Origin of the sequence: Kocuria sp. CPCC 205263 (assembly GCF_040981075.1) — a bacterium.
In the GTDB taxonomy this organism is placed as follows: Bacteria; Actinomycetota; Actinomycetes; order Actinomycetales; family Micrococcaceae; genus Kocuria; species Kocuria rosea.
The window spans coordinates 138,290-160,545 of sequence record NZ_JAVKPV010000001.1 but is presented as its reverse complement, the minus strand read 5'-3'; the positions used below and the strand labels follow the sequence as shown (position 1 = coordinate 160,545).

Here is a 22,256-nt window from a genome sequence, read left to right as displayed (position 1 = left end):
GCGCTGGACGCACGGCCTTGCCGATTGCACTGGCCGGGGTTTCGCTTACCGCCGTCGGTCTCCTGGTCCTGCCCTGGCTGGCCGGCACCCCGGCCGCCGGTTTCGGCGGGGACGTCCAGCACAGTGATCCCGCTTCGGTGAGTGCCCCCGGGCCGGTGAACGCCGCGTTACTCGCGGCGGACGACGCCAGAGTCGCCGGTGACCCGGGGGCCCACCCTGCGGTGCGGGGCCCGAAGACCTGCGGGGACCTTTTCGCCCGGGCCCGTGTCTGCTCCCCGTCGATCGGCGTCGACGCGGCGCTCGAGTCCATGGGGCAGGACGGCGCGGGGAACATGGCGGTGCCCACCCACGAGGACCGCTCAGCGATCGGCTGGTACTCGGCCTCCGCCCCGATCGGCGGTGAGCAGGGCAACGCGGTGCTGGCCGGCCACGTGGACTACCCCTACGACGCCCCCGCACTGGCCACGCTCTACACGGCGCAGCCGGGGCAGAGGCTGTGGATCTCCGACGGGACCGGGGGAGTGTCGTCCTACACCGTGACCACGGTGCGGGAGCCGACCCCACGAGACGCCCCGCCACGGGACATCTTCGCGCTGACCGGAGACCCGGGGCTGTCCCTGGTCACCTGCTCGGGCGACTACGTCCAGCCGGACGGCGCACCGTCCTGGTCGTACACGAACAACCTCATCGTCGACCTGGCCCTCGATCCCGAGACGGCCCCCGTCCCGTGACGCGGCCGGGCTGCCCGTCCCCTCTTGTGCGCACACCCGGCGTCGCACAGTGACTTCCCCGGACAGCACCCCCTCCATGCAATTACATTAGTAAAGATCGGTCGGCCGCCCACCGGCCTGCCGATCCCCACACGATCCCCAGGAGTTCCCATGCCCTCCCCCCTCCCCGCCCGCCGCGCGCAGCTCCTCGCGGTGGCGGCTCTTGCCGGCACCACCGCGGTGACCGGGACGCTGGTCGCTGCGGCGCCGGCCGTCGCCGTGCCCGTGGCGATCGCGGAGTACCTCGTCGAGGTCCCGGAGGAGAGCCCGAGCACCGGCGCGGAGTCGTTCTACACCCCGGTGGCGCTGAGCAACACCGACACCGCCTACGGCATCCACGAGGACCAGCCCCTGGCCCCTGTCGGAGAGCTCGTGCTGGACGACGAGGGCTACGCCGTCGCCGAGCCCTTCGACGACCCGGCGACCGGATGGGAGAACGTGGTGGGCGAGAAGGTCGGCGACAGCCCGGTCTACTGGGAGCCGGAGAACGCCACCCTCGCCGGATACATCCTCTCGGTCTTCGGGCCCACCGACGATCCGGATGAGGCGCTGGCGGTGCAGTGGGCCGTGCGCTCCCTGTCGACCGCGGAGCTGCCGCAGCCGGCCGGCATCGAGCAATCGCACCTGGACCGGGCCGAGTTCCTCATCCAGGACGCGCGCAACAACGTCCCGGCGCTCGCCCCGCAGGACGGCTACCGGGTCTCCGTGTCCTTCGCGCCGGACGGTCGGCCCGACACGCTGCTCGTCACCATGCCGGAGGCCTACTACACCACGACCGTCACTCTGACCGGGCCCGTCACCTTCGCCGACGGGACGACGACGCAGACCTTCACCGGCGGGAACCGGGACAAGTACCTCGAACTGGCCGTGCCCGCCGGGGTCACCGAGGGCGAGCTGACCGCCGACCTGACGGCGACCATGCCCTCGGCCGAGCTCACCGTCCTGGCCGACGACCAGTATCGCGACCTGCTCATCGCGGGTCAGGAGCGCACGGTCGACTGGGCGGCGAGCGCCGGGTTCGAGATCGACGCCCCCACCGCGCCGGAGGAGGAGGTCCCCGACGAGGAGACCACGCCCCCGGACGACGACGGGACCGGGGACGCGCCGGTCGATCAGGACACCCCCACCGACGACGACGTCGACGGAATCGGCGACCCCGGCACCGACACAGGCTCCCGTGACGGCGCGGCCGGACCGGACGCCGAGCCTGCGGTCCGAGATCGCGGCGCCCCTGTCATCGAGATCGTGACGGACGCCGACGCCGAGCAGAAGCTCACGGCGACCCTCGAGGCCTTCGTCCTGTTCGACGAGCAGACCACCACCTCCACGGAGGTCGTCACGGAGACCACCATGACGGCTGGGGGAGCGGCCTACGCCGAGTCGGCCATGGCCAACACCGGCATGGGCGCAGCCCCTGCTGCCGGTGAGCGCAGCGCGATGACCTCGGTGGTCCTCGTCGTGGTCGCCGTCGGCGCCGGCCTCGGCGCCTGGTTGCTGCGCCGACGCCCGGCCACCACCTCGGACCGGTCCGCCTGATGTTCACCTCCGCCCCAGTTCTCCGGGAGATCTCGATGAGCCGCACCACTCGCACCGTCGTCGTCGCGTCCCTCGCGCTCGCCGCCCTCACCGGCTGCGGCGGTGCCGCGGCCGAGGCGAAGGGTGCGCACACCTACGAACCCCTGCCGCCGCTCAGCACCGCGACGCCGACCACGAGTCCGGCGCCGCAGCCCACGTCCCCGGCGGCGCCCAAGTCCTCTCCCGCACCGACGGCAGAGACCTCCGCAGACCCTGCCGCCCCTGCCGGAGGGACGGCCCAAGCAGCAGCCCCGGTCGGCGGCACGGCAGGAACGAGCATCCCCGGGCAGACGCCCGCCGCCGGGTCCTCAATCGCCCTCGGACAGGCACCTGCCGCTGTGGCGGGTTCCGTGGGGGGAGGCATGCCGGTCCAGGCGACGGAACGGACGTCGACCAGCACCACGACGACCACGTCGACGACGGTCGAGGCCGGTCTCAAGCTCGTGGTCACCTGCGAGGGGTTGTGCATGCTGGCCGACCTCGCCGCGCCGGAGCTGACCGGACAGGACGGAGCGTTCTCCGAGGAGCTCCTGCGGCAGGCACTCGAAAAGGAGCTGGGTGGGCAGGGCGGCGACCAGCAGCAACTGACCGACGACCTGCTCGAGCAGCTCATGCAGGATCAGTGGGCTTTGGCCGAGCGGGATCTCGAGGGCGGGGACGAGAAGCTGGTCTTCTCCTCGGCCCGGAAGTAGGTCCGCGGCGTCCGCAGCGCGCTCGTCCGGCGGGACAGCGCCGTCCGCGCCCGGCACACGCTGTCACAGCACACGTCGACGCACCCGGCCAACGACCTCGGCCGGGTGCTTCGACGTCCCTCAGGCCGGCACGGCCGCCCAATGCACGGCGAAGCACGCCGTGGCGGCCATCGAGTACAGCCATACGGAGGCCTCCCGGGTCCACGGCACCTTCTTGGTCATGGCAGAGCTGATAACCGCGGCGGTGATCAGTCCGATGCCCAGCCACAGGGACCAGTCGGTGAACTGCTGGAGGACGGCGCCCAGCACGCCGGTGCTGGCGTCGTCGAGGACACGATCGATGTCGAGATTCATGGTGCGAACTCCCCCCCCCCGGAGCTGACGAACGTTCCGGGCGCCCCCATGACGCCCGCGATGACAGGGGTGCGGCACCGGCGGCGGGGGAGCGGAGGATCAGCCGGTCCCCGCGCCGCCGGGTGGGCACGCCCTGACAGCGCCGAGCCTATTCGATGAATTTGCAAATGCATCAACCAGGGGCGTCGCTTCTTGCGGGGACAGCCGGCCTCGCGCGGAGTGCGGATCGGGACATGCGAAAGGCCCCGAACCGACTGGTCCGGGGCCTTTCGCTGGTGGTCGGGATGACAGGATTTGAACCTGCGACCTCGTCGTCCCGAACGACGCGCGCTACCAAGCTGCGCCACATCCCGTGAAGCATCCGGTCTCGGCCGGAAACAACTGCTCCATCATAGCCATCTGGCCGGGCGGGTGGGAAATCGGGGTTCTGCGACCGTGTCGGCTTCAGGTGGTGTCCCCCAACAGGTGGACAAAAGTTATTGACCGGTCGGTAACCCATTTGTGAGCATGTGCAAATCCGGGTCATTCCTCGATGACTGTGAACCGCGTCACGGCCGGGCTACCTCCTGGCCGCCGCTCACCTGGAGGTTCCATGCCCGTCCGCAAGCCCAGCCATTGGATCACCGCGGCCGCCCTGGCCGGCGCCCTGACCCTCACGGCGACCAGTGCCGTCGCGGCCCCCACCCGCGACATCAGCAACAACACCACCCACAAGATCGCCCAGGCCGTCTCCCAGCAGAAGCTCACGGAGCACCTGAACGCCTTCCAGTCGATCGCGGAGGCCAACGACGGCAACCGCGCCTCCGGCACCGCCGGCTACTAGGCCAGCGTCGACTACGTGGTCGAGCGGCTGCGCGCCGCCGGCTACACCCCGGAGGTCCAGGCGTTCGACTTCCCGTTCTTCCAGGAGCGCACCCCCGCCACGGTCAGTGCGGACGGCACCCAGCTCGCGGCCGAGGACGTCGCGGTGATGACCTACTCCGGCACGGGCACCATCACCGGCGCCGTGCAGCCGGTCGACACCACCGGTGCCCGGGTGGGCAGCTCCAGCGGTTGCGAGGCCACGGACTTCGCGGACTTCGTGCCGGGCAACATTGCTCTGCTCCAGCGCGGCACCTGCTCCTTCGCGGTCAAGGCCACGAACGCGGAGGCCGCCGGTGCGAGCGCCGTGCTGATCTTCAACACGGGCCTGCCGAACGCGGAGGACGCCGTCGCCGGTACCCTGGGCACCCCGGAGGCCACGTCCCTGCCGACGGTCGGGCTCAGCTACCAGGCGGGTGTGGACCTGCTGGACGCGGCCGAGGTCACGGTCGCCACGGACACCGTCTCGGCGACCCGCACCACCTACAACGTCCTCGCCGAGACCGGCTCGGGCGACCCCGAGAACACGGTGATGGTCGGCGCGCACCTGGACGGCGTGCTCGAGGGCGCGGGCATCAGCGACAACGGCACCGGGTCGGCCGGCGTCCTGGCCATCGCGGAGGCGATGGCCAGGACGAAGACCGAGAACACCGTGCGCTTCGCCTGGTGGGGCGCGGAGGAGCTCGGCCTGCTGGGCGCCGAGCACTACGTGACCGATCTGCGGGACAACGACCCCGAGGCGTTCGAGGACATCGCGATGTACCTGAACTTCGACATGATCGGCTCCCCCAACTACGGGCGCTTCGTCTACGACGGCGACGCCTCCACCTTCGACCCCGGCGACACGAACGTCCCCGAGGGCTCCGCGGCGATCGAGGCGGCGTTCCACGAGCACTTCGCCTCGGTGGGGCTGGCCTCGGGCGACACCGAGTTCAGCGGCCGCAGCGACTACGGGCCGTTCATCGAGGCCGACATTCCCTCCGGCGGTCTCTTCACGGGCGCCGAGGGCGTGAAGACCGAGGAGCAGGCCGGGCTGTTCGGCGGCCAGGCCGGTGTCGCCTACGACTCCTGCTACCACTCCGCGTGCGACGACATCTCGAACGTCGACCTCCAGGGCATGGAGGAGATGTCCGACGCCGCCGCGGCCGTCGTCCTGCGCTACGCGATGTCGACCCATGACGTCAACGGCGAGGGCAAGCCCTTCCGGCAGAAGGGCAAGGGCGCCGTCGGCCACCCGAAGGGCGACGACCGCGGCCACGGCCCGCACTCCGAGCACGGTCGCGGCCACGGGCACGGCCACGACAAGGCGGCCGCCTGACAGGCCGGAGGCGCAGGGGCGGACCCGCCCCGGCTCGTCACGCCGGGGCGGGGCCGCTCGCTGCGCCACAATCCGCGCAACCGTTGTGCAGCTGACCTGCAGTTGAGATTCTGGGCACAGGGCTCCACCAGCACGATGGAGCCGACCCCACGGTCGAGCCCCCGATCGGCCCCTGCCCCGGGAGATCCCATGCGCCACCGCACCCACCACCACCGGACCGTGGCCGCCGCCACCCCGACCGCGACGAGGTGGTCCCGGTGACCGCGGCGGACGTGCCCGTCGGGAAGGTGCTGGAGCACCTCGAGGTGTTCCAGGCCATCGCCAACGCGAACAACGCCAACCGTGCCTCGGGCACGTCCGGCTACCGGGGCAGCGTGGACTACGTGGTCGGCCGGCTGCGGGCGGCCGGCTACGCCCCGCAGGTCCAGAAGTTCACCTTCCCCTTCTTCCAGGAGACCGCCCCGGCCACGGTCAGCGCGGGCGGCCGGCAGCTTCCCGCGGCGGACGTCGCGGTCATGACCTACTCCGGCTCCGGGACCGTGACGGCGCCGGTGCAGGCCGTGGGGACGACCGGCGAGAAGGCCGTGAGCACCAGCGGGTGCGTGGCCGGGGACTTCGCCGACTTCGTGCCGGGGAACATCGCGCTGCTCCAGCGGGGCACATGCGCCTTCGGGGTGAAGGCCGCCAACGCCCAGGCCGCCGGAGCGTCCGCGGTGCTGATCTTCAACACGGGACTGGCCGGGGCCGAGGACGCGGTCGCCGGCACCCTGGGCGAACCCGGCGGGGTGACCGTCCCCGTGGTCGGTCTGAGCTACGCGGCCGGCGTGGCCCTGCTGGGCGGGGGCGAGGTGACGGTCAGCACGCAGACCGTCTCCGAGAGCCGGGAGACGTTCAACGTCCTCGCCGAGACGGGCTCCGGCGACGGGCAGCGCACTGTCATGGTCGGTGCCCACCTGGACAGCGTCCCGGAGGGCCCCGGGATCAACGACAACGCGTCCGGATCCGCGGGCATCCTGGCCATCGCCGAGGCGCTCGCCGGCACGGAGACCGCCAACCCGGTGCGCTTCGCCTGGTGGGGCGCGGAGGAGTTCGGCCTGCTCGGGTCCCGCCACTACGTCACGGACCTCAAGACCAACGACGCCGGGACGCTCGGGAACATCGCGCTGTACCTGAACTTCGACATGATCGGCTCCCCGAACCACGGTCGCTTCGTCTACGACGGCGACGCCTCGGCCTTCGGCCCGGAGGACGGCTCGGTGCCCGCCCCGGCGGGCTCGGCCGCGATCGAGGCGGCCTTCCACGAGCACTTCGGCTCAGTGGGCCTGGCCTCGGGCGAGACGGAGTTCAGCGGCCGCAGCGACTACGGCCCGTTCATCGCCGAGGGCATCGCCTCCGGCGGTCTGTTCACCGGGGCGGAGGGGATCAAGACCGTGGAGCAGGCCGCGCTGTTCGGCGGCCGGGCCGGCATCGGCTACGACTTCTGCTACCACGCGTCCTGCGACGACCTCAGCAACGTCGACCTCCGGACGCTGGAGGAGATGACCGGTGCGGCCTCCGCCGTCGTCCTGCGCTTCGCGAACTCCACCGGGGACCTCGAGACGGAGGGCCGGAGGCTGCTCGGCATCGTGGCGCCCGTTCCCCCCGCCGCTGTCGACCAGGGCCGCGGTCCGAGCAACGCCGCCGCGCAGAGGCAGGCCCAGTGAGGCGGCCGCACTGAGGCCGATGCGGTTCCCGGCGCCACAATCCGTCCGGTCATTGTGCCTCTGACCTGGAGCTGAGATCCTGTGCGCAGGACTCCACCCGCCCGATGGGGCCCATGACGGACACGGTCGAGCCCCCGATCGGCCTCAGGCCCCGGGAGGACCCATGCCGCACCCCACACCCCACCGATGGACCGTGGCCGCCGCTCTGGCCGGCACCCTCGCGCTCACCGTGCCGAGCGCCGTCACGGCGGCGCCGCGGGAGGCCGACGACGCCGGAGCTCTCGCCCCGACCGCCGCGGCCGTGCCCGTGCAGCAGGTGCTGGACCACCTCGAGGTGCTCCAGGCCGTCGCCCACGCCAACGGCGGCAACCGGGCCTCGGGCACCCCGGGCTACCGGGGCAGCGCGGACTACGTGGTCGGCCGGCTGCGCGCCGCCGGCTACACCCCGCGGGTCCAGAGCTTCTCCTTCCCGTTCTTCCAGGAGGTCGTCCCGACCACCGTGGCCGTGCCCGGTCCGGGCGGTGTCCCGCGGACCCTGACCGCGGCGGAGGCGGCCGTCATGGTCTACTCGGGCTCCGGCACGGTGACCGCCCCGGTGCAGGCCGTGGACACCACCGGCGCCCCGGCGGCGAGCACCAGCGGCTGCGAGGCCGAGGACTTCGCCGGCTTCACGGCGGGCAGCGTCGCCCTGCTCCAGCGGGGCACGTGCACCTTCGAGGTGAAGGCCGCCAACTCCCAGGCCGCCGGGGCGTCCGCGGTGCTGATCTTCAACACCGGTCTGCCCGGCGAGGAGGGCGTGGTCGCCGGCACGCTCGGGGAGCCCGGCGCCACGACCCTCCCGGTGATCGGTCTCAGCCATGCGGCCGGGACCGCCCTGCTGGGCGGGGGCGAGGTGACCGTGACGGCGCAGACCGTCTCCGAGAACCGCGAGACGTTCAACGTCCTCGCCGAGACGGGCACGGGCGAGTCCGGGAGCACGGTGATGGCCGGCGCCCACCTGGACAGCGTCCCCGAGGGCGCGGGCATCAACGACAACGGCTCGGGCGCTGCGGGGATCCTGGCGATCGCCGAGGCCCTCGCAGGCACCGAGACCGCGAACACCGTGCGCTTCGCCTGGTGGGGCGCGGAGGAGTTCGGCCTGCGCGGCTCCAGCCACTACGTCGCGGACCTGAAGGCGAACGACCCCGCCGCGCTGGAGGACATCGCGCTGTACCTGAACTTCGACATGATCGGCTCCCCGAACCACGGGCGCTTCGTCTACGACGGCGACCACTCCGCGTTCCCGCCCGTGCAGGGCCCCGACGGACCCGTGACCGCCCCGGCGGGCTCGGCCGCGATCGAGGCGGCCTTCCACGAGCACTTCGGCTCCGTGGGCCTGGCCTCCGGTGAGACGGAGTTCAGCGGCCGCAGCGACTACGGGCCGTTCATCGCCGAGGGCGTCCCCTCCGGCGGCCTGTTCACCGGCGCCGAGGGGATCAAGACCCCGGAGCAGGCCGCGCTGTTCGGCGGCCGGGCCGGGGTCGCCTACGACTTCTGCTACCACGGCGCGTGCGACGACCTCGCCAACGTCGACGCCCGGGGGCTGGGCGAGATGACCGACGCGGCGGCATCCGTGATCCAGCGCTTCGCGGCCTCCACCCAGGCCGTCGACGGCGCGGGCGGGCAACAGGAAAGCCGGGAGCTCCCGCTCGGCCCCACCACCGTGGACCAGGGCAACGGCCCGCGCAGCGCCGTCGAGGTCCCATCGGCCCGGTGAACGGAAGGTCCCCGGCTCGGCGTTGGCCATTGCCCACCCGGCCACCGGGTGGGAGGGTGAGGCCATGACTCCTCCCCGAACCCCCGACCCCGCCGCGCCGACCCGGCGCGGCGTCCTGTTCGACGTCGACGGCACCCTCATCGACTCGAGCTACCTGCACACCGTCGCCTGGTGGCACGCCTTCAACCAGGCCGGCCACGACGTCCCCATGCACCGCATCCACCGGCTCATCGGCATGGGCTCGGAGCAGCTGATCGACGAGCTGCTGCCCGCGGACCGGGACCGGGACGGGGACGACGCCATCGGCGCGGCCCACGGGGCCCTGTTCTCCGTGCACTGGCCGAGGCTCAAGCCCACCCGCGGCGCCGCCGAGCTGCTGCGCCGCTGCACCGACGCGGGGCTCGTGGTGGTGCTGGCGTCGTCGTCGAACGTCACCGAGGTGGCGGCCATGCGGGAGGCCCTCGGCTCGGACGACCTGCTCACGGCGGTGACGACCGCCACGGACGCCGAGCACAGCAAGCCCGCCCCGGACATCTTCGCCGCGGCCCTAGAGGCCGGGAGCCTGCGCCCCGAGGACGCGATCGTGGTGGGGGACGCCCGCTGGGACGTCGAGTCCGCGTGGAAGCTCGGCCTCGACGCCGTGTGCCTGACCAGCGGCGGGATCAGCGAGGCGGAGCTGCGCGAGGCCGGGGCCGTGGCCGTCTACGCGGACCCGCAGGCCCTCCTGGACGACTTCGAGAACAGCCCCATAGGCCGGCTCATCCCGGCGGGCTGAGCGCCCCGCCGGCTCCCGCGCGGACCGCGCCGCGCACCACCGCGAACGAAAGGCCCCGGAATGACCACCGACGACAGACCCGTCCTCGTGTTCGACGTGAACGAAACCCTCTCCGACATGCGCCCCCTGCGCCACGCCTTCGAGGAGGTCGGGGTGCCGGGGGAGCTGGCGGCCACGTGGTTCGCCTCCGTCCTGCGGGAGGGCTTCGCGCTGGCCGTCCACGGAGAGGCCCAGCCGTTCGCCGTGCTGGGGCAGGAGACGGCGCGCACGCTCTTCAGCCTGCACCCGCCGGCCGTGGACGTGGAGGACGCCGTGGCCCGGGTCCTGGACGCCGTGCAGCGGCTGCCCCTGAACGCGGACGTCCCGGACGGGGTGCGCTCCCTGGCGGAGGCCGGGTTCCGGCTCACGGCCCTCACCAACGGCTCCGCGGCCACCGCCGAGGGCCTGCTCGAGCGCGGGGGCGTGCGGCAGCACTTCGAGCACGTCTGCTCCGTCGAGGAGGCCCCCTGCTGGAAACCGGCGTCCGAGGCCTACACCTGGGCGAGCGGGGCCTGGGGCGTGCCGCCGGAGCAGATGCTCATGGTCGCGGTGCACCCCTGGGACCTGCACGGCGCCGCCCGCGCCGGGCTGCGCACGGCCTGGATCGACCGGCACGGCTCGCCCTATCCGCGGTACGCGCGCACCCCGGACCTCAGGGTGTCCGGGGTGCGGGAGCTCGCCGCGCGGCTGGCCGCCGGCGGCGCCGAGCTGACGGCCTGACGGCCTGACGGCTCAGCTCACAGCTTGACGACCATCTTGCCGGTGTTGGCCCCGGCGAGCAGGTCGATGAACGCCTGCGGGGCGTCGTCCAGCCCCTCGCGCACGGTCTCGTCCCACCGGATCTCGCCGGCCGCCAGCCAGCCGGCCATCTTCTCGCGGAACTCCGGGCCCAGGTCCTGGTGACCGCTCACCAGGAAGCCCTGCAGGCTCAGCATCTTGCCGATCGCCAGCGCCAGGTTCCGCGGCGCCGCCGGGGGCTCGGTCGCGTTGTACTGCGAGATCGCCCCGCACAGGCACACGCGGCCGTGGACGTTCAGCGCGGAGATCGCGGCCTCCAGGTGCTCGCCGCCCACGTTGTCGAAGTAGACGTCGATGCCCTCGGGCGCCGCGCGCCGCAGCTGGGGGAGCACCGGGCCGTCGTGGTAGTCGAAGGCGGCGTCGAAGCCGAGCTCCAGCAGGCGGGCGACCTTCTCGGGGGAGCCGGCGCTGCCGACCACGCGCGCGGCGCCGCTGAGCTTCGCGATCTGGCCGACGAGCGAGCCCACGGCCCCGGCGGCGCCGGAGACGAAGACCGTGTCCCCGGGCCGGAACCGTGCGGCCGCCATGAGGCCGGCGTACGCGGTGAGCCCCGGCATGCCGAGCACCCCCAGGTAGGCCGACTCCGGGGCGAGGTCGGGGTCCACCACAGTGGCGGAGGCGGCCTCGACGAGCGCGTGCTCCCGCCACCCGGCCCCGTGCAGCACCGTGGCGCCCACGGGCAGCTCGGGCGCGGAGGAGGCGATGACCTCGCCGACGGCGCCGCCGTCGAGCGGGCGGTCCACCTGGAACGGCGGGACGTAGGACTTCACGTCGTTCATCCGGCCGCGCATGTACGGGTCCACGGACATCCAGCGGTTGGCGACCACGACCTGGCCGGGGCCGGGCGCGGGCAGCGCGGCCTCCTCGAGCCGGAAGTTATCGGGGGTGGGGGTGCCGTCGGGGCGGGAGGCGAGCACGACCTGGCGGGTGCTGATGGGGGAAGTCATCGGTTCTCCTGGGGGTCGAGGGAAGGGGGCGGGGAAGCGGGGGTCAGTCGTCGGCGACGGTCACGCGGACGTCGACGTTGCCGCGGGTGGCGTTCGAGTACGGGCACACCTGGTGGGCCTTGTCCGCCAGGGCCTGCGCGGTGGCCGGGTCGAGGTCGGGGAGCACGACCTCGAGGTCGACCTCGAGGCCGAAGCCGCCCTGGCCGTTGCCGCCGATGCCCACGCGGGCCCCGACGCTGGAGTCGCCGAGCTTGACCTTCTCCTGCCGGGCCACCATCTGCAGCGCGGAGTGGAAGCACGCGGCGTAGCCCGCGGCGAAGAGCTGCTCGGGGTTGGCGCCGTCGCCGGAGCCGCCCATCTCCTGCGGGACGGCCAGGCCCAGGTCGATCCGGCCGTCGGTGGTGCGGGTGCGGCCGTCGCGGCCGGCGCCGGTGGCGAGGGCCTCGGCGGTGTAGACGGTGTCCATGCTGGTCACTCCTGGGTGTCGGTGGTGGTGGTTCGGGTTCCGGTGCTGTCCGCACCGGCGCGGTCCGCGGCGTCCGGATCGGCGGGGGCGCCGATCCGCCGAGCCAGGGCCCGCAGCGTCTCCATCTCGGCGGCGGTCAGCCCCGAGGCCTCCAGGACGCGCTGCTGCACGGCCGGGGCGCGCTCGCGCAGCCCGTGGCCGGACGGCGTGAGGTGGACGGTGACCCGCCGCTCGTCGTCGTGCCCCCGGCGGCGCTCGAGGAGCCCGCCGGTCTCCATCCGCTTGAGCAGCGGGGAGAGCGTGCCGCTGTCCAGGCGGAGGCGGGAGCCCAGCGCCGAGACGGTCTGGCCGTCCTCCTCCCACAGCGCGAGCAGCGCGAGGTACTGCGGATAGGTCAGGCCGAGCTCCGCCAGCGGCTCGCGGTAGGCCGCGGTCGTGGCCCGTGAGGCGGCGTAGAGCGCGAAGCACAGCTGCGCGTCGAGCCGGAGATCTGCGTCCATGACCCCATGGTGGCACAGGGGTCGATTGCGCACAACTCAGTTGTGCACAACCGAAAGCGGGGCGCGGGTCAGCGGGTCGCCTCCTCCAGGTGCTCGAGCACGTGCCGGTACGGGTGGCCGGTGGCTTCCGTCATGCCCTGCTCGCACGTGCGGTTGAGGGACGCGTAGGCGTCGAAGCGGCGGCCGGTGACCTCGCGGGCCTCGGCCGCGGTGGCCGAGGCCGTGAACTCGGGGTGCAGCATCCCGCGGTCCCCGGCGTAGGCGCAGCAGCCCCAGTCCTTCGGCACGACCACGTCTTCGCTGATCGCCCGGGCCAGGGTCTCGAAGGCGCCGGTGATGCCCAGGTGCACGCTCGAGCACGTGGGGTGCAGCGACATGGACCCGATCGGGCGGCTGACGGTCAGCCGCCCCAGCACCCGGTCCGCCACGAACTCCACCGCGTCCACGAACCGCAGCGCGTGGTAGCGGCCGGACGCCGCCGCCAGCCCGGACATGGTCTCCAAGCCCTCGGTGCAGGACGCGGCGTCGCAGACGACCGGCAGCTCGCCCTGACGGGTCGCCTCCCACAGCCCGCCCAGCGTCCGCTCCGACATCGTGGCGTACCCGGTGGGCAGTCCCTTCGACTTCCACGGCGTCCCGCAGCACAGGTTCCCGATGCCCTCGGGGACGGTGACGTGCACCCCGGCGCGGTCGCACAGCGCCAGGAACGCCTCCGAGGCGGTCAGGCCCGCGCCGCCCCCGGGGCGGGCGGCCGTGCCGAACATCGAGTTGATGCACGCCGGGAAGAACACGGCCTCCGCGGCCGGGTCCCGCCGGTGCGGCCGGGGCGGGCCGCCCGCCGGCAGCTCCGCCTTGTACAGCGGCACGTGCTCGGCGCCGAGGACGGCCCGGGCCGCGGCGGTCGCGGCGGCCGGCAGGGCGGCGGGCAGGGCCTTTGCGGCGGTCAGGCCGAGCCCGGCGCCCGTCGTCGTCGCCCCCCACGCCCGCGCGGCGGCGCCCCAGCCGGCGTCCGCGACCCGGCTGTGGTCCTCGGCGCGCAGCCGGCGCACGAGGTCCCCCGTGTTGATGAGCACGGGGCACGCCGTCACGCACATCCCGTCCACGGCGCACGTCTGCAGGCCCTCGTAGTCGTACTCGGCGCGCAGCCGGCCGGCCAGCTCCGTGTCCCCCCGCTCCTCGGCCGCCGCGATCTCCCGGCGGCCCACGATGCGCTGCCGCGGCGTGAGGGTGAGGTCCTTGGACGGGCAGACCGGCTCGCAGTAGCCGCACTCCACGCACCGGTCCACCTCCTGCTCCACCGTGGGCGCGGTCTTGAGGTCCCGCACGTACACCGTGGGATCCTCGTTGAGCAGCACGCCCGGGTTCAGCAGCGCGCCCGGGTCGACGAGCCGCTTGAGCGCCACCATGACGTCGTAGAGCTCGTCCCCGTACTGCCGGCGCACGAACGGCGCCATGTTGCGGCCCGTGCCGTGCTCGGCCTTGAGCGAGCCGTTGTGGTCGAGGACCAGGGCGACCATGTCCTCGGTGAAGCGCTCGTAGCGGGCCAGCAGGTCCGGGCGGTCGAACTGCTCGTTGAGCATGAAGTGGACGTTGCCGTCCTTGGCGTGCCCGAAGATCACCGAGTCCCGGTAGCCGTGGGCGTCGAAGAGCCCCGTGAGCTGCTCGCAGGTCTCGCCGAGCTCCGCGACGGGGACGACGACGTCCTCGAGCAGCGCGTTGGACCCGCTCGGCCGGGCCCCCGCCACGGTGGTGTAGAGGCCCTTGCGCACGGTCCACAGCGCCGCCCGGGCCGCGGGGTCGTCCGTCAGGGCGGGCGGCGCCGCGAGGTCCAGGGTGCGGAAGAGTCCGGCGGCGCCCGCCGAGATCTCCTGCTCCTCCTCGGGCGTGCGGCCCTGGTACTCGACGAGCAGCGCCGCGTGGTCGCGGACGTCGATGTCCAGGATCTGCGCCGGGGCCAGTCCCGTGCGCTGGGAGACCTTCAGGGACGTGGCGTCCAGCAGCTCGACCGTGGCCGAGCGGGCCGCCACCAGGGCGGGGACCGTGCGGGTGGCCGCGGCCAGGTCCGGGAACACCAGCAGTCCCGTGGAGGCGAACGGCAGGATCTCCACCGTCCGGAAGACCGCCTGGGCCACGAAGCCGAGGGTGCCCTCGCTGCCGACCATCAGGTGCTCGAGGATCCGCACCGGCTCGTCGTGGTCCAGGAAGGAGTTGAGGCCGTAGCCCATGGTGTTCTTCATCGAGAACTGCCGCTCGATCGTGCGCACCGACGCCGGGTCGCCGCGCACCCGGTCCCGCAGCCGCAGCAGACCCTCGTGCAGGGCGGGCTCGAGCTCCCGCAGCCGCCGGTCGGCGTCCGGGTCCGCGGTGTCCACCCGGGTCCCGGAGGGCAGGACGAACACCAGGGACTCCAGCGTCCGGTAGGTGTTGGCCTCGGTCCCGCAGGCCATGCCCGAGGAGTTGTTGGCCACCACACCGCCGATCGTGCACGCGGCCTCGCTCGCCGGGTCCGGCCCCAGCTTGTGGCCGTACGGGGCCAGCCGGGCGTTGACCTGCCGCACCGTGGCCCCGGGCTGCACGCGGACCCGCCGGCCGCCGTCCAGCACCTCGACCTCCCGGAAGTTCCGCCGGACGTCGACCAGCACCTGGTCCGTCACGGACTGCCCGGACAGGGACGTCCCGCCGGAGCGGAAGGTCAGGCCCAGGTCGTGGCGGGCCACCGCGCGGAAGAGGTGGCCCATGTCCGCGGCCGAGCGCGGGCGCACCACCGCCGCGGGCTGCAGCAGGTAGTGGGAGGCGTCGTGGGCCAGCGCGCGGTGCTCGAGCTCCGAGGTCACCACCGCGTCGCGGCCGCACCAGGTCCGCAGCTCCTCCAGCAGGGCCTCGGGGGCGGGGGCGGGGTGCGTGCTGGGGGCGGTCATGGGATCTCCTGACGGGGAGGCGGGGCAGCCGGGGTGGTCCACGCCACATCCTATGGTGTGACCACAGGCGCCGCGCCGGTCCGCTCGGCGGGGGCCGCCGGGGCCCGGCCGACCGGGCCTGTTCGTTCCGGTCCGCCGGCTCCGGGCGGTGCGGGGGGATTGTGGGCGGCGCCGTTTTGGGGGAAGCTCGGGCCACGGGCCCGCCGGCCCGGGAGCCGACCTTTGGAGGAGACCACCATGGACCCCATCTGCCCGTCCTGCGGCGGGCCACTGCGCCAGATCCCCGAGGACCAGTGGCCCGAGGGCGGCCCGGTGCCGGAGGGCACGGTCGAGATGTACCTGTGCGACAAGACCAACCACCGGATCATCGTGGCGGTCCCCGAGATCTCCGGGTGAGCGACCCGGAGCCGGAGGTCCGCCGGGTGGTGGTGGTGCACGGCTACGACGCCGCCCCGGACCAGCACTGGTTTCCGTGGCTGCGCGACCGGCTCGCCGCCGAGGGCGTGCGGACGGAGGTCGTGGAGCTGCCGGAGCCGTCCTTCCCGGAGGCCGGGGCGTGGCTGGCCGCCGTGGCACGGGCGGTCGGCGAGCCGGACCTGCACACCCACCTGGTGGGCCACAGCCTGGGCTGCATCACCCTCCTGCGCCACCTCGCCGGTCTGCCCCAGCCGTGGACGCTGGGCGGGCTGGTGCTCGTGGCCGGGTTCACGGGACGGCTCGAGGCCGTGCCGCTCCTGGACGAGTTCCTCGCCGAGGAGGTGGACGTCTCCGCCGTGCGCGCCAGCGCCCGGCGCCGCCTGGTGCTGCGCTCGGACGACGACCCGACCGTGCCGGCGGCCGCCACCGAGGCGCTCGCCGCGCGGCTCGGCGCCCCCGTGCGGGTGGTGCCGCGGGCGGGGCACTTCTGCGGCTCCGACGGCGTCACCCGTCTGCCCGCGGTGCTCGAGGCCCTGGTGCCGCGCGGCGGCTGAAGGGTCCCGCGCGGGCGGCCGGCGTGCGGACGACCGGTGTGCGGGGCCGGGGGAGACCCGCTCAGTCCGTGAGCGTCAGCAGCACGGCCTCTGGCGGGCAGAACAGCCGGATCGGGGCGAAGCGGGACGTCCCCAGGCCCGCCGAGACGTTGACCGGCACCCCGCCCTGGGTGATGAGCCCCTTGCAGCGCTCCGGCTCGAGGTCGCAGTTGCTGACCAGCGCCCGACCGCCGGGCAGGCAGACCTGCCCGCCGTGCGTGTGCCCGGCCAGCACCAGTTGCGCGCCGTCCGCCGCGAACCGGTCGAGGGTCCGCAGGTAGGGGGCGTGGGCCACCCCGAGGCGCAGGTCCGCCGTCGCGGGGTCGCCGAAGCCGGGGTGCCGGTCGTAGCCCAGGTGCGGGTCGTCCACCCCGGACAGGTCCAGGGTGAGGCCCGCGACCTCCATCCGGGCGGAGCGGTTGATCAGCGGCGTCCAGCCCGCGGCGTCGAACGCGTGGTGCATGTCCTGGGTGGGCAGCCGGGGCGCCTCGTCCCGGCCCTCCCCGGAGGTGTCCCGCCAGAGGTAGCGGAACGGGTTCTTGGGCCGCGGCGCGAAGTAGCAGTTGGACCCCGGGACGTAGGCCCCGGGGAAGCGGAACAGCGGCTCCAGGATCTCCAGCAGCCACGGCAGCGCCTCGGGGTGGGAGAGGTTGTCCCCGGTGTCCACCACGAGGTCCGGCTCCAGCGCCGCGAGCGAGTGCACGAACTCCCGCACGGCGCGCTGGCCGGGCCAGACGTGCAGGTCCGACAGGTGCAGGATCCGCAGCGGCGCGCTGCCCTCGGGCAGCAGCCGGAGCCGTTCCGTGCGCAGCTGGAACCGGCGGCGCTCGACGACGACGCCCCACGCGCCGAGGCCCGCCGCCGCCCCGGCACCGGCCGCCGTCACGGCGGCGGCGGTCCGCAGGACGGGCGCGACGGCGCCCCGGGGGGTGTGCATTCGATCCACTCCCGCTCCCGGCCTCAGCCGGGCTCCGAGGTGCCGTTGCGGCCCTCGAGGACACGGTCGGAGGGCTCCTCGAACTCGTCCGTGTCGTAGTCCCGGGCGACCTCCTCCATGAACCGCTGCCACTGGCCGCCGGCGTAGGTGGAGCCGTCCACCCAGTCGTCGCCCTCGGTGCGCTTCCCGCCGATCGACAGCCCGTTGAGGGACCGGGAGCCGAACTCGTAGTTGCCGACCCAGGAGGCGGTGGCCAGCCCGCGGGTGTAGCCGATCATCCACGTCTGGGTGGAGTTGTCGGTGGTGCCGGTCTTGGCGGCGGAGGCGCCCGGCAGGCCGATCTCCCGCTGCCAGCCGGAGCCGCGGATCAGGGTCTGGTTGAGCGCGAAGTTCACGCCGTCGGCCACGTCCTCGCTGATCACGCGCTCGCAGGACGTCTCGGGGATCTCGTACTCCTTGCCCGTGTAGTCCACGACCCGCTCGAGGGCGCGGGGCTCGCACATCTCGCCGCGGTTGGCGAACGCCGAGTAGGCCCGGGCCATGGTCATCGGGGAGATGTCCACGGAGCCGCCCAGCAGGGACGCCAGGACCGTGGTGTCCACGGGCTCGCCGTTCTTGCCGTTGACGATGCCCAGGGACTCGGAGATCTTGCCGATGTCGCACAGGTCGAGGTCCTCGGCCATCGCGTAGATCGCGGTGTTGATCGAGTTGTACAGGCCGAAGTCGGCCTCCATCTCCCGGGTGTAGCCGGACTCGGCGTTCTGGATTTCGAAGCCCTCGCCGTTGTTGCCCGGCTCGATCTTGTACCCGCGCTCCAGGCACGAGGCCTTCCACCGGTGGTCGGCGGGCCACCGGGTGCGGGTCGCGTCGATCTCGTCCTCCGCGCCGTTGCCGGCGTCGATCCACGCGGCGTACGTCAGCGGCTTGTAGGTCGAGCCGACCTGGAAGCCGCCGGCCCCGCCCATCCACGAGTCCACGTTGAAGTTGTACGTGGTGTTGGAGTCGCCCTCGGCGGTGGAGTAGTAGGTGTTCTGCGCCATCGCCACGATGTCCCCGTTGGTCGGCTCGAGGGAGACGAGCGCGGTGGAGACGTTGTCCGGGTTGTCGTCCCGCGGCTGGGTCTCGTTGACCGACTCCTGGGCCGCGCGCTGGGCCTCGACATCGAGCGTGGTGGTGATGGTGAGCCCGCCGAGCTGCAGGGTCTTGAGCCGCTCCTCGGGCGTCTCGCCGAACGCCGAGTCCTGGAGAATGGAGTTCTCCACGTAGTCGCAGAAGTAGGGGGCGATCTCGGCGGCCGTGCACCCGGAGTTGGTGGGGTTGGGGTCCACCTCGATGGGCTCGGCGGCCGCGGTCGCGTGCTCCTCCTGGGTGATGGCCCCGGTGGTGAGCATCGTGTCCAGCACGATGTTGCGCCGCTCGGTGGCCGCCTCCGGGTTCGCGGCGGGGTCGTAGTAGTTGGGGGACTGCACCATCCCGGCCAGGACGGCGGACTGGGAGACGCTCAGGTCGGACGCGGGGATGCCCCAGTAGTACTGGGCGGCCGCCTCCACGCCGTAGTTCTGCCCGCCGAAGAGCACCATGTTGAGGTAGCCCTCGAGGATCTCGTCCTTGCTCAGCTCCTGCTCCATGGACAGGGCGAGCTTGATCTCCTTGATCTTGTCCGTGTAGCCCTTGTCGGCGCCGATGGTGGTGGCCTCCTCGCCGGCGCGGACCTGGGAGTCGATGAGCAGGTTGTTCACGTACTGCTGCGTGATGGTCGACGCGCCCTGGCGGGCGTCCGGGCGGATGATGTTGTTGCCCAGGGCGCGCAGGATGCCGCCGAGGTCCACGCCGCCGTGCTCGTAGAAGTCGCGGTCCTCGATCGCGAGGATCGCGGCACTCATGTGCGGGGACATCTCGTCCAGGGACACGGGGGTGCGGTTCTGCGCGTAGAACGAGGCGATCTCGGTCCCGTCCCGTGCCACCACGGTGGAGGCGCGCGACATCGGCCCCGCCTCCATCTGGGCCGGGAGGTCCTTGAACCACCCGATGGAGGCGTTGGCGGCGAGACCGGTGGCGGCTGCGGGGGGGACCAGGAGACCGGCGGCCACGATGCCGGCAACGACGCTCGTGGCGATGAACGCCACGACGTTGCCCAGGGCTGACGGTGCCTGCGCGGCAGGGTTCTTGCGGGAAGCCATTCGGACAGTCTACAAGCGCGAACCTGGCCGCCGCCGGTGTGCGGCCCGTCACGGCGGAGCGCGTCCCCGCGTTCGTGGCTACGCTGGGGCCATGACTACCTGGGAATACGCCACCGTGCCGCTCATGATCCACGCCACCAAGCAGATCCTCGACAACTGGGGCGACGACGGGTGGGAGCTCGTCACCGTGCTCCCCGGCAGCACCCCCGCCGACGTCCCGGCGGGCAACGTGAACGCCCCCGTCCAGACCAACCCCATCGCCTACTTCAAGCGCCCCAAGGGCTGACGCCCGGACACCGCCGCCCCCACCACACCGGAGGACTTCCATGAGCAACGGCTCCGCCGTCGAATCCCGCATCGCCGAGCTCGGCCTCGAGCTCCCGGCGGTCGCGGCCCCCGTGGCCGCCTACGTGCCCGCCGTGGTCACCGGCTCGTGGGTGCACACCTCAGGGCAGCTGCCCTTCGTGGACGGGCAGCTGCCCGCCACCGGCAAGGTGTCCGCGTCCGGGGCGGCGGGCACCGTCTCCCCCGAGGACGCCCACGCGCTCGCGGCCCGCGCCGCCCTCAACGCCGTGGCCGCGGTCAAGGAGGCCGTCGGGGACCTGGACCGGGTGGTCCGGGTCGTCAAGGTCGTCGGCTTCGTGGCCTCCGACCCGGGCTTCACCGGCCAGCCCGGCGTGATCAACGGCGCCTCCGAGCTGCTGGGCCGGATCTTCGGCGACGCCGGGGTGCACGCCCGCTCCGCGGTGGGCGTCGCGGTCCTGCCGCTCGACGCGCCGGTCGAGGTGGAGCTCGTTGCCGAGTTCCGCTGATTCGCAGCCCCCGTCCCCGCGACAGGGCCGCCCGCCAGCCGTGCGCTGGTTCGAGATCCCGGAGGGCCAGCGTGGGGCCGCGCAGGCCTGGCTCGAGCGGGGCGCCGGCATCCCCGGCAGCGCCCCCTCACCCGCCGCCGCGGTGGTGTTCGTGCGGGACGGCGACCACGGCGTGGAGACCTACCTCAAGTACCGCCCGGGCAACTCACCGCTCGGCACCGTCGGGTTCCCCGGCGGGACCCTCGAGCCCCACGACGACGATCCCCTCGACTGGGCCGGGCCCAGCCCCGCGGACTGGGCGCGCAGGCTCGGCGTCGAGGACGACCTCGGCCGGGCGCGGCGCACCGTGGTCGCCGCGGTCCGCAAGGCGTTCGAGGAGGCCGGCGTCCTGCTGGCCGGGTCGGACACGATGAGCACCATCGAGTCCGTGGAGGGCGCCGAGTGGATGCGCTCCCGGGAGGCTCTCGCCGTGGGGGACGTGTCCCTCGCCCAGGTGCTCGGCCGGCGCCGGCTCGTGCTGCGCTCCGACCTGCTCAAGCCGCTCGCGCACTGGATCACCTCCGACTTCGCCCACCGCCGGTACGACATCCACTACTTCACCGCGGTGGTCCCCGACGGGCAGGCCCCGTCCGTGCTCGAGTCGAAGGGCGTCTGGGGCCGCTGGGTGGACGCCGCGCAGGCCGTGGCCGACCCGGCGGGCAGCTGGCTCGGGGATCTCGTGGGGCAGGAGGACACCGTGGGCCGCACGATCGACGACCTCTCCTCGCCCGGCGTGCAGTGCGTGCTCGAGTCGGTCGCCGAGTGCACCTCGGCGATCGCCTTCCTGGCGAAGAAGCGGGCCGTGGTGGCCCGCAACCCGGTGCTCGAGGTGCACGACGGCCGGCCCGTGCTGCGCCTCGACCTGACCTGAGCCGCCCCCGCGCCCGCACACGCGGACGGCCCGGTCACCCGCGAGGGTGACCGGGCCGTCCCGGTGTCGGGGCAGGACTCAGCGGCTGCGCTGCTTGAGCCGCTGCAGGTCGAGGATCACCACGGCGCGCGCCTCGAGCCGGATCCAGCCGCGCTGGACGAACTCGGCCAGGGCCTTGTTCACGGTCTCGCGGGACGCGCCGACGAGCTGGGCCAGCTCCTCCTGGGTGAGCTCGTGCGCCACGAGGATGCCGTCGGTGGCGGGCCGGCCGAACCGGTCGGCCAGGTCCAGCAGCGCCTTCGCCACCCGGCCGGGCACGTCGGAGAAGACCAGGTCGGCGAGGCTCTCGTTGGTGCGCCGCAGCCGGCGGGCCAGGGCCTGCAGCAGCTGCGCGGAGACGTCGGGGGAGCGCTCGATGACCTTCTTGAGGTTCTCGTGCTTGAGCCCGGCCAGGCGCGTCTCGGACACGGCGGTCGCGGACGTGGAGCGCGGGCTCGGGTCGAACAGCGCCATCTCGCCGAACAGCTCGCCCGGGCCCATGATCGCCACGAGGCTCTCGCGGCCGTCCGGGGCGGTGCGGCCGAGCTTGATCTTGCCCGAGATGATGAAGTACAGCTGGTCGCCCGGATCGCCCTCGTGGAACAGCGTGGAGCCGCGCGAGAGGTCGACCTCGGTGAGCTCCTCGGTGAGGGCGGCGAAGGCCTGGTCGTCCAGGGACGCGAACAGGGGAGCGCGGCGGAGGACGTCGATATCCATGGTTCTCCTCAAGATGTGCCGCCGGGCCGTTGCCCGTGGCGGCCGATGTCAGCGGGAGTCGCCCGCACCGGTGTGTGAGCGACCTAACGTACCTGACGTTCACTGTAGTGTCTCCGGCCCGCGAATCCCAAGGACGGGCGCGGCGGGCCCGGGCGGGGTGGCAGGCCCGCTCCACGGAT

At 73.2% G+C, this 22,256-nt stretch carries 22 protein-coding genes and 1 tRNA gene; 14 read left to right on the top strand and 9 right to left on the bottom strand.

The genetic code is table 11. The features are described 5' to 3' along the window. The first annotated feature begins 17 nt into the window (after positions 1 to 17). The 3 genes from RF647_RS00715 (at position 18) to RF647_RS00705 (ending at position 3,037) form a co-directional block, all read left to right on the top strand. Complete coding sequence (locus RF647_RS00715) at positions 18 to 731, top strand: class F sortase (RefSeq protein ID WP_368810064.1); 714 nt, start codon at positions 18 to 20, stop codon at positions 729 to 731. A gap of 150 nt (positions 732 to 881) precedes the next feature. Further along, positions 882 to 2,306 carry a hypothetical protein gene (locus RF647_RS00710; RefSeq protein ID WP_368810063.1) on the top strand — a complete coding sequence of 475 codons (1,425 nt, stop codon included), beginning with the start codon at positions 882 to 884 and terminating at the stop codon, positions 2,304 to 2,306. A gap of 35 nt (positions 2,307 to 2,341) precedes the next feature. Then, entirely contained in the window at positions 2,342 to 3,037 is a 696-nt protein-coding gene (locus RF647_RS00705) for a hypothetical protein (RefSeq protein WP_368810062.1), read from the top strand. Between the two features lie 120 nt (positions 3,038 to 3,157). On the opposite strand, the gene RF647_RS00700 is transcribed toward RF647_RS00705, so the two are convergent. Both RF647_RS00700 and RF647_RS00695 read right to left on the bottom strand, forming a co-directional pair. Beyond that, complete coding sequence (locus RF647_RS00700) at positions 3,158 to 3,391, bottom strand: hypothetical protein (RefSeq protein ID WP_368810061.1); 234 nt, start codon at positions 3,389 to 3,391, stop codon at positions 3,158 to 3,160. Between the two features lie 276 nt (positions 3,392 to 3,667). Continuing rightward, positions 3,668 to 3,744: transfer RNA gene (locus tag RF647_RS00695), tRNA-Pro, on the bottom strand. A gap of 239 nt (positions 3,745 to 3,983) precedes the next feature. On the opposite strand from RF647_RS00695, the gene RF647_RS00690 reads away from it, so the two are divergent. The 6 genes from RF647_RS00690 to RF647_RS00665 all read left to right on the top strand — a co-directional run bounded on the left by RF647_RS00690 (position 3,984) and on the right by RF647_RS00665 (position 10,563). Beyond that, positions 3,984 to 4,214 (top strand): hypothetical protein, encoded by a 231-nt coding sequence (locus RF647_RS00690; protein ID WP_368810060.1) that lies wholly within the window; start codon positions 3,984 to 3,986, stop codon positions 4,212 to 4,214. 15 nt (positions 4,215 to 4,229) lie between these two features. Next, a complete protein-coding gene (locus RF647_RS00685) occupies positions 4,230 to 5,570 on the top strand; it encodes a M20/M25/M40 family metallo-hydrolase (RefSeq protein ID WP_368810059.1) in 1,341 nt (446 codons plus the stop codon). A 257-nt stretch (positions 5,571 to 5,827) separates the two neighbouring features. Next, positions 5,828 to 7,273: a M28 family peptidase gene (locus RF647_RS00680; RefSeq protein WP_368810058.1), complete on the top strand. Its 1,446-nt coding sequence runs from the start codon at positions 5,828 to 5,830 to the stop codon at positions 7,271 to 7,273. A 163-nt stretch (positions 7,274 to 7,436) separates the two neighbouring features. Beyond that, positions 7,437 to 9,029, top strand: coding sequence for a M28 family peptidase (locus RF647_RS00675; protein WP_368810057.1), 1,593 nt, complete (start codon positions 7,437 to 7,439; stop codon positions 9,027 to 9,029). A gap of 64 nt (positions 9,030 to 9,093) precedes the next feature. Continuing rightward, on the top strand, positions 9,094 to 9,804 hold the full coding sequence (locus tag RF647_RS00670; protein ID WP_368810056.1) for an HAD family hydrolase: 711 nt from the start codon (positions 9,094 to 9,096) through the stop codon (positions 9,802 to 9,804). Between the two features lie 60 nt (positions 9,805 to 9,864). Beyond that, positions 9,865 to 10,563, top strand: a complete 699-nt coding sequence (locus tag RF647_RS00665) for a haloacid dehalogenase type II (protein ID WP_368810055.1) — start codon at positions 9,865 to 9,867, stop codon at positions 10,561 to 10,563. Between the two features lie 17 nt (positions 10,564 to 10,580). On the opposite strand, the gene RF647_RS00660 is transcribed toward RF647_RS00665, so the two are convergent. The 4 genes from RF647_RS00660 to RF647_RS00645 form a co-directional block, all read right to left on the bottom strand. Then, complete coding sequence (locus tag RF647_RS00660) at positions 10,581 to 11,588, bottom strand: NADP-dependent oxidoreductase (protein WP_368810054.1); 1,008 nt, start codon at positions 11,586 to 11,588, stop codon at positions 10,581 to 10,583. 43 nt (positions 11,589 to 11,631) lie between these two features. After that, positions 11,632 to 12,054: an organic hydroperoxide resistance protein gene (locus RF647_RS00655; protein WP_017832530.1), complete on the bottom strand. Its 423-nt coding sequence runs from the start codon at positions 12,052 to 12,054 to the stop codon at positions 11,632 to 11,634. Between the two features lie 5 nt (positions 12,055 to 12,059). Further along, positions 12,060 to 12,554: a MarR family winged helix-turn-helix transcriptional regulator gene (locus tag RF647_RS00650; RefSeq protein WP_368810053.1), complete on the bottom strand. Its 495-nt coding sequence runs from the start codon at positions 12,552 to 12,554 to the stop codon at positions 12,060 to 12,062. A 68-nt stretch (positions 12,555 to 12,622) separates the two neighbouring features. Then, positions 12,623 to 15,472, bottom strand: coding sequence for an FAD-binding and (Fe-S)-binding domain-containing protein (locus tag RF647_RS00645; RefSeq protein WP_368810052.1), 2,850 nt, complete (start codon positions 15,470 to 15,472; stop codon positions 12,623 to 12,625). A gap of 237 nt (positions 15,473 to 15,709) precedes the next feature. Here RF647_RS00645 and RF647_RS00640 point away from each other — a divergent pair, with 237 nt between their 5' ends. Together RF647_RS00640 and RF647_RS00635 are read left to right on the top strand one after the other, a co-directional pair. Beyond that, complete coding sequence (locus RF647_RS00640) at positions 15,710 to 15,868, top strand: hypothetical protein (RefSeq protein WP_165979625.1); 159 nt, start codon at positions 15,710 to 15,712, stop codon at positions 15,866 to 15,868. Next, positions 15,865 to 16,443, top strand: coding sequence for an RBBP9/YdeN family alpha/beta hydrolase (locus tag RF647_RS00635; protein ID WP_368810051.1), 579 nt, complete (start codon positions 15,865 to 15,867; stop codon positions 16,441 to 16,443). Before RF647_RS00640 ends, RF647_RS00635 begins: the two co-directional genes overlap by 4 nt. Before the next feature lie 61 nt (positions 16,444 to 16,504). Here the strand turns inward: RF647_RS00635 and RF647_RS00630 are convergent, their stop codons facing one another. Both RF647_RS00630 and RF647_RS00625 read right to left on the bottom strand, forming a co-directional pair. Next, positions 16,505 to 17,419, bottom strand: a complete 915-nt coding sequence (locus RF647_RS00630; protein WP_368810050.1) for a metallophosphoesterase — start codon at positions 17,417 to 17,419, stop codon at positions 16,505 to 16,507. 23 nt (positions 17,420 to 17,442) lie between these two features. Next, the gene (locus RF647_RS00625) at positions 17,443 to 19,599 is read right to left on the bottom strand and encodes a transglycosylase domain-containing protein (protein ID WP_368810049.1); all 2,157 of its coding nucleotides are present in this window, start codon (positions 19,597 to 19,599) and stop codon (positions 17,443 to 17,445) included. A 91-nt stretch (positions 19,600 to 19,690) separates the two neighbouring features. Here RF647_RS00625 and RF647_RS00620 point away from each other — a divergent pair, with 91 nt between their 5' ends. Genes RF647_RS00620 through RF647_RS00610 form a run of 3 tightly spaced genes read left to right on the top strand, consistent with a single transcriptional unit; the run spans position 19,691 to position 21,321 of the window. After that, positions 19,691 to 19,885, top strand: a complete 195-nt coding sequence (locus tag RF647_RS00620; RefSeq protein ID WP_031282517.1) for a hypothetical protein — start codon at positions 19,691 to 19,693, stop codon at positions 19,883 to 19,885. 40 nt (positions 19,886 to 19,925) lie between these two features. Then, positions 19,926 to 20,411, top strand: a complete 486-nt coding sequence (locus tag RF647_RS00615) for a RidA family protein (RefSeq protein ID WP_368810048.1) — start codon at positions 19,926 to 19,928, stop codon at positions 20,409 to 20,411. Between the two features lie 40 nt (positions 20,412 to 20,451). After that, a complete protein-coding gene (locus RF647_RS00610) occupies positions 20,452 to 21,321 on the top strand; it encodes an NUDIX hydrolase (RefSeq protein WP_368810047.1) in 870 nt (289 codons plus the stop codon). 78 nt (positions 21,322 to 21,399) lie between these two features. On the opposite strand, the gene RF647_RS00605 is transcribed toward RF647_RS00610, so the two are convergent. Next, on the bottom strand, positions 21,400 to 22,077 hold the full coding sequence (locus RF647_RS00605) for a Crp/Fnr family transcriptional regulator (protein ID WP_017832519.1): 678 nt from the start codon (positions 22,075 to 22,077) through the stop codon (positions 21,400 to 21,402). Between the last annotated feature and the right edge of the window lie 179 nt (positions 22,078 to 22,256).

What these genes read in the sequence shown, in the direction of transcription:
- RF647_RS00710 (WP_368810063.1), top strand. Translation starts at nt 882, where the DNA reads ATGCCCTCCCCCCTCCCCGCCCGCCGCGCGCAGCTCCTCGCGGTGGCG.
- RF647_RS00705 (WP_368810062.1), top strand. Translation starts at nt 2,342, where the DNA reads ATGAGCCGCACCACTCGCACCGTCGTCGTCGCGTCCCTCGCGCTCGCC.
- RF647_RS00700 (WP_368810061.1), bottom strand. Translation starts at nt 3,391, where the DNA reads ATGAATCTCGACATCGATCGTGTCCTCGACGACGCCAGCACCGGCGTG.
- RF647_RS00690 (WP_368810060.1), top strand. Translation starts at nt 3,984, where the DNA reads ATGCCCGTCCGCAAGCCCAGCCATTGGATCACCGCGGCCGCCCTGGCC.
- RF647_RS00675 (WP_368810057.1), top strand. Translation starts at nt 7,437, where the DNA reads ATGCCGCACCCCACACCCCACCGATGGACCGTGGCCGCCGCTCTGGCC.
- RF647_RS00670 (WP_368810056.1), top strand. Translation starts at nt 9,094, where the DNA reads ATGACTCCTCCCCGAACCCCCGACCCCGCCGCGCCGACCCGGCGCGGC.
- RF647_RS00665 (WP_368810055.1), top strand. Translation starts at nt 9,865, where the DNA reads ATGACCACCGACGACAGACCCGTCCTCGTGTTCGACGTGAACGAAACC.
- RF647_RS00660 (WP_368810054.1), bottom strand. Translation starts at nt 11,588, where the DNA reads ATGACTTCCCCCATCAGCACCCGCCAGGTCGTGCTCGCCTCCCGCCCC.
- RF647_RS00655 (WP_017832530.1), bottom strand. Translation starts at nt 12,054, where the DNA reads ATGGACACCGTCTACACCGCCGAGGCCCTCGCCACCGGCGCCGGCCGC.
- RF647_RS00650 (WP_368810053.1), bottom strand. Translation starts at nt 12,554, where the DNA reads ATGGACGCAGATCTCCGGCTCGACGCGCAGCTGTGCTTCGCGCTCTAC.
- RF647_RS00645 (WP_368810052.1), bottom strand. Translation starts at nt 15,472, where the DNA reads ATGACCGCCCCCAGCACGCACCCCGCCCCCGCCCCCGAGGCCCTGCTG.
- RF647_RS00640 (WP_165979625.1), top strand. Translation starts at nt 15,710, where the DNA reads ATGGACCCCATCTGCCCGTCCTGCGGCGGGCCACTGCGCCAGATCCCC.
- RF647_RS00630 (WP_368810050.1), bottom strand. Translation starts at nt 17,419, where the DNA reads ATGCACACCCCCCGGGGCGCCGTCGCGCCCGTCCTGCGGACCGCCGCC.
- RF647_RS00625 (WP_368810049.1), bottom strand. Translation starts at nt 19,599, where the DNA reads ATGGCTTCCCGCAAGAACCCTGCCGCGCAGGCACCGTCAGCCCTGGGC.
- RF647_RS00620 (WP_031282517.1), top strand. Translation starts at nt 19,691, where the DNA reads ATGACTACCTGGGAATACGCCACCGTGCCGCTCATGATCCACGCCACC.
- RF647_RS00615 (WP_368810048.1), top strand. Translation starts at nt 19,926, where the DNA reads ATGAGCAACGGCTCCGCCGTCGAATCCCGCATCGCCGAGCTCGGCCTC.
- RF647_RS00605 (WP_017832519.1), bottom strand. Translation starts at nt 22,077, where the DNA reads ATGGATATCGACGTCCTCCGCCGCGCTCCCCTGTTCGCGTCCCTGGAC.